At 69.5% G+C, this 5,126-nt stretch carries 5 protein-coding genes; all 5 read left to right on the top strand.

All coding sequences use genetic code 11. From position 1 onward, the window contains the following. A partial coding sequence (gene leuC, locus AC30N0_RS02305; RefSeq protein WP_489516323.1) for a 3-isopropylmalate dehydratase large subunit occupies nt 1-1,284 on the top strand: 1,284 nt, incomplete at its 5' end. An 11-nt stretch (nt 1,285-1,295) separates the two neighbouring features. Beyond that, entirely contained in the window at nt 1,296-1,943 is a 648-nt protein-coding gene (gene leuD, locus AC30N0_RS02310) for a 3-isopropylmalate dehydratase small subunit (protein WP_489516324.1), read from the top strand. Between the two features lie 7 nt (nt 1,944-1,950). Then, nucleotides 1,951-3,054, top strand: a complete 1,104-nt coding sequence (gene leuB, locus AC30N0_RS02315) for a 3-isopropylmalate dehydrogenase (RefSeq protein ID WP_489516325.1) — start codon at nt 1,951-1,953, stop codon at nt 3,052-3,054. A 79-nt stretch (nt 3,055-3,133) separates the two neighbouring features. Next, nucleotides 3,134-4,252, top strand: coding sequence for an aspartate-semialdehyde dehydrogenase (gene asd, locus AC30N0_RS02320; protein WP_489516326.1), 1,119 nt, complete (start codon nt 3,134-3,136; stop codon nt 4,250-4,252). A 270-nt stretch (nt 4,253-4,522) separates the two neighbouring features. Beyond that, the coding region (locus tag AC30N0_RS02325) for a type IV pilus assembly protein FimV (RefSeq protein WP_489516327.1) at nt 4,523-5,126 on the top strand (604 nt) is incomplete at its 3' end.

Below are 5,126 nucleotides of genomic sequence, written 5' to 3' on the forward strand. Positions count from 1 at the left end.
GGCATCGAGCAGGCCGGGCGCAAGGTCTGGCGCCTCTCCGCCAACCTGGCCGTCAGCGATCACAACGTGCCCACGACCGACCGCTCGCAGGGCATCGCGGACCCGATCTCGAAGCTGCAGGTCGACACCCTCGACGCCAACTGCGACCGGCACGGCGTCACCCAGTTCAAGATGAACGACGTGCGCCAAGGCATCGTCCACGTCATCGGCCCGGAGCAGGGCGCGACGCTGCCCGGCATGACCGTCGTCTGCGGCGACTCGCACACCTCGACGCACGGCGCGTTCGGCGCTCTCGCGCACGGCATCGGTACCAGCGAGGTCGAGCACGTGCTGGCGACGCAGACGCTGCTCGCGCGCAAGGCCAGGAACATGCTGGTGCGCGTCGAAGGCCGGCTCGGCCGCGGCTGCAGCGCCAAGGACATCGTGCTGGCGATCATCGGCCGGATCGGCACCGCCGGCGGCACCGGCTACACCATCGAGTTCGCCGGCTCGGCCATCCGGGCGCTGTCGATGGAAGGCCGCATGACGATCTGCAACATGGCCATCGAGGCCGGCGCGAGGGCCGGGCTGATCGGCGTCGACGAGACGACGATCGCCTACGTCAAGGGCCGGCCCTACAGCCCGCGCGGCGTCGAATGGGACGCGGCCGTTCGCTACTGGTCGACCCTGCGCTCCGACGCCGATGCGCGCTGGGACGCCGTGGTGGATATCGACGCCGCGGCCGTGCAGCCCCAGGTCACCTGGGGTACCTCGCCGGAGATGGTGCTGTCGATCGGGGATCGCGTCCCGGACCCTGAGCGCGAGAAGGACGCCGGCAAGCGCGAGGCCATGGAGCGCGCGCTCCGCTACATGGACCTGAAGCCGAACCAGCCGATCGGCGACATCCGCATCGACAAGGTCTTCATCGGCTCGTGCACGAACTCGCGCATCGAGGACCTGCGCGAAGCGGCCGCCGTCGTGCGCCGGCTCGGCGCGCGCGTCGCGCCCAACGTGCGGCTGGCGCTTGTCGTTCCGGGCTCGGGGCTGGTCAAGCAGCAGGCCGAGAAGGAGGGGCTCGACGAGGTGTTCAGGAGCGCCGGCTTCGAGTGGCGCGAGCCCGGCTGCTCGATGTGCCTGGCCATGAACGCCGACCGGCTCGAGCCGGGCGAGCGCTGCGCCTCGACCAGCAACCGCAACTTCGAAGGCCGGCAGGGCGCCGGCGGGCGCACCCACCTGGTCAGTCCGGCGATGGCGGCAGCGGCGGCGATCGAGGGCCACTTCGTCGACGTGCGCCGGCTGATCTGAGGAGCAGAGCCATGACGCCTTTTCGCGTGCACACGGGGCTGGTCGCGCCCTTGGACCGGGAGAACGTCGACACGGACGCCATCATCCCGAAGCAGTTCCTGAAGTCGATCCGCAAGTCGGGCTTCGGCGAGAACCTGTTCGACGAGTGGCGTTTCCTCGATCACGGCGAGCCGGGCCAGGACCCGGCATCGCGCCGCGCCAACCCCGATTTCGTCCTCAACCAGCCGCGCTACCGGGGTGCGTCGATCCTGCTCGCGCGCAAGAACTTCGGCTGCGGATCGTCGCGCGAGCATGCGCCGTGGGCGCTGCAGCAGTTCGGCTTCCGCGCACTCATCGCGCCGAGCTACGCCGACATCTTCTACAACAACTGCTTCAAGAACGGCCTGCTGCCGATCCGCCTTCCCGAAGCCGACGTCGGCCGGCTCTTCGACGAGGTCGCCGTCTTCGCCGGCTACGAGCTCACGATCGATCTCGAGCGGCAGGCGGTCGTCAAGCCCGATGGCCGGGAGCTGGCCTTCGAGGTCGAGTCCTTCCGCAAGTTCTGCTTGCTCGGCGGATACGACGACATCGCCCTGACGCTTCGCCATGCGGAGGTCATCCGCGCCTTCGAGGCCGAGCGGCTGCTGGCCAAGCCGTGGCTCGGCGCGACGATCCGGTGAGCAGGGCATGAAGATCGCCATCCTGCCGGGCGACGGCATCGGCACCGAAATCGTCGCCCAGGCCGAGCGCGTCCTCGGCGCACTGGACCTGCGCTTCGAGACCGAGACCGCCCTCGTCGGCGGCGCGGCCTACGAGGCGCACGGCCACCCGCTGCCGGACTCGACGCTGGCGCTGGCGAAGGCGGCCGACGCCATCCTCTTCGGCGCCGTCGGCGACTGGAAGTACGACAAGCTCGAACGGGCGCTGCGGCCGGAGCAGGCGATCCTCGGCCTGCGCAAGTCGCTCGGCCTGTTCGCGAACTTCCGTCCTGCCCTCTGCTACCCGGAGCTGACCAGCGCATCGAGCCTGAAGCCGGAGCTCGTCGCCGGCCTAGACATCCTCATCATCCGCGAGCTCACCGGCGACATCTACTTCGGCCAGCCGCGCGGCCGTCGCGCGGCCCCGGACGGGCCGTTCGCCGGCGCGGAGGAAGCCTTCGACACGATGCGCTACACCCGGCCGGAGATCGAGCGCATCGCGCACGTGGCGTTCCAGGCGGCGCAGAAGCGGAGCAAGCGCCTGACCAGCGTCGACAAGGCCAACGTGCTCGAGACCTTCCAGTTCTGGAAGGACGTCGTCAGCGAGGTGCACGCGGGCTACCCGGACGTGGCGCTCGACCACATGTACGTCGACAACGCCGCGATGCAGCTCGTCCGCGCGCCGAAGAGCTTCGACGTGGTCGTCACCGGCAACATGTTCGGCGACATCCTCTCCGACGAGGCGGCGATGCTGACCGGCTCGATCGGCATGCTGCCCTCGGCCTCGCTCGACTCCCGTGACAAAGGTCTCTACGAGCCCAGCCACGGCAGCGCGCCCGACATCGCCGGCAAGGACCTGGCGAACCCGCTGGCTACAATTCTGTCGGTCGCCATGATGCTGCGCTTTTCCCTTCACCAGCCCGAAGCCGCCGCCCGCGTCGAGCAGGCGGTGCGCAGCGTGCTCGCGTCGGGCCTGCGCACGGCCGACATCTGGTCCGAGGGCGCGCAGAAGGTCGGCACGCGCGCGATGGGCGATGCCGTCGTCGCCGCGCTCGGCACCGGCGCGACCATCAAGGCGACCACCAAGCACTAGAACGCGCCCGCTCGTCTTGCCCGATCCCGGCGCAGGCGGCCGGGGAGAAGAGGGCACTCAACCACAGGACGGGACGACGATGGAACTCACGGGACTGGTCGGATGGCGGGGCATGGTCGGCTCCGTGCTTCTCGAGCGCATGCAGGCCGAGGGCGACTTCGACCTCATCGAGCCGCTCTTTTTCAGCACCAGCGACAAGGGCGGCCGGGCGCCGGCGCAGGCGAAGAACGAAACCCGCCTGCAGGACGCGCACGACATCGAGGCGCTGAAGCGCTGCAGCGTCATCATCACCGCGCAGGGCGGCGACTACACGAAGGACGTCTACCCGCGCCTGCGTGCCGCCGGCTGGAAGGGCTTCTGGATCGACGCCGCGAAGACCCTGCGCATGCAGGGCGACGCCGTCATCGTCCTGGACCCGATCAACCGCAACGTCATCGACCAGGCCCTCTCGCGCGGCATCCGCAACTACATCGGCGGCAACTGCACCGTGAGCTGCATGCTGATGGGCGTCGGCGCGCTGTTCAAGGCCGACCTCGTGGAGTGGATGACGTGCACCACCTACCAGGCCGCCTCCGGCGGTGGCGCGCAGCACATGCGCGAGCTCCTCACGCAGTACGGCACGCTCAACGCGGAGGTCCGCGACCTGCTCGCCGATCCGAAGTCGGCGATCCTCGACATCGACCGGGCCATCGCCGCGCGGCAACGCACGATGACGCCGGAGGAGACCGCGAACTTCGGCGTTCCCCTCGGCGGCAGCCTCATCCCGTGGATCGACGTCGACCGCGGCGACGGCACCAGCCTCGAGGAGTGGAAGGGCGGCGCCGAGACGAACAAGATCCTGGGCCGGCCCGGATCGGCGGCGGTGCCCATCGACTCGACGTGCGTGCGCATCGGCGCGATGCGCTGCCACAGCCAGTCGCTCACGATCAAGCTCAAGTCCGACGTGCCCCTGGCCGACATAGAGGCCATGATCCGTGCCGACAACGCCTGGGTGAAGCTCGTTCCGAACACGAGGATCGACAGCGTTCGCGACCTCACGCCGGTGGCCGTGACTGGGACGATGACGATCCCGGTCGGGCGCCTGCGCAAGCTCGCCATGGGCGAGCGCTACCTGGGCGCGTTCACGATCGGCGACCAGCTCCTGTGGGGTGCGGCCGAGCCGCTGAGGCGGATGCTGCGCATCCTGCTCGAGCGGTGAGTGCGTTTCGAAGTGCCTCACGACGTTGCCGGACTGCAACATCGCCGGTAAGAAGACTCGTAACAGCCGATTGCGCGAACGTCAGCCATTGCATGAGCTTGTCACCCTATATGGCTGATGTTATGGTGATTTCCGTCTTGCGATCAGCAGTTTCCAGGGCCACCTCCAGGACGTCGGGGTCGGCTTGATCGAGATCGGCGGGCCCCCGGAAGGCCCGCGCCGTCATGGCGGACCCCATGGCGGGTCCGCATCGTCCATTCGGGAGACGCCTTGAACAGAAAACTGAAGTCCTCGGGGCGCTTTGCGCTGACGAGCATCGCTGCTGCTGCGCTCTGCCTTGCGTCTCCCGTCGCTTCCGCGCTCGGCCTGGGTCGACTCAGCGTCCAGTCGTCGCTCGGCGAGGTGCTCCGCGCCGAGATCGACGTCACGAGCATGACCGCCGAGGAGCAGGCCAACCTGCGCATCCGCATCGCGCCGCCCGAGTCCTATCGCGCCGCCAATGTCGACTACAACCCTGTCCTCCCGGGTACCCGGGCCACGCTCGAGAAGCGCCCCGACGGTCGCCTGTTCGTCCGGCTGATCAGCGATCGCGGCGTCCAGGAGCCCTTCGTCGACGTCATCCTCGAAGTCTCGTGGGCGACCGGCCGACTCGTCCGCGAGTACACGCTGCTGTTCGATCCGCCGACGGCCATCCGCGCCGGTGCGCCGACGCCGCCGCCGGCCGGCACGACTACCTCACCCGTCATCACGGCGGCGCCCCGCGCGCCGGTGCCGCTCGACCCGCCGCCGCCGCCCGCGTCGGCGCGTGACGCGCGCGAGGCCCGCGAGGCGGCACGAGCCGAGGCCCGCCAGCGCCGTGCCGCCGAGCGCGCTG

Source organism: Rhizobacter sp., from assembly GCF_031412495.1.
Taxonomy (GTDB): Bacteria; Pseudomonadota; Gammaproteobacteria; order Burkholderiales; family Burkholderiaceae_C; genus Schlegelella_A.

What these genes read in the sequence shown, in the direction of transcription:
- asd (WP_489516326.1), top strand. Translation starts at nt 3,134, where the DNA reads ATGGAACTCACGGGACTGGTCGGATGGCGGGGCATGGTCGGCTCCGTG.
- leuD (WP_489516324.1), top strand. Translation starts at nt 1,296, where the DNA reads ATGACGCCTTTTCGCGTGCACACGGGGCTGGTCGCGCCCTTGGACCGG.
- leuB (WP_489516325.1), top strand. Translation starts at nt 1,951, where the DNA reads ATGAAGATCGCCATCCTGCCGGGCGACGGCATCGGCACCGAAATCGTC.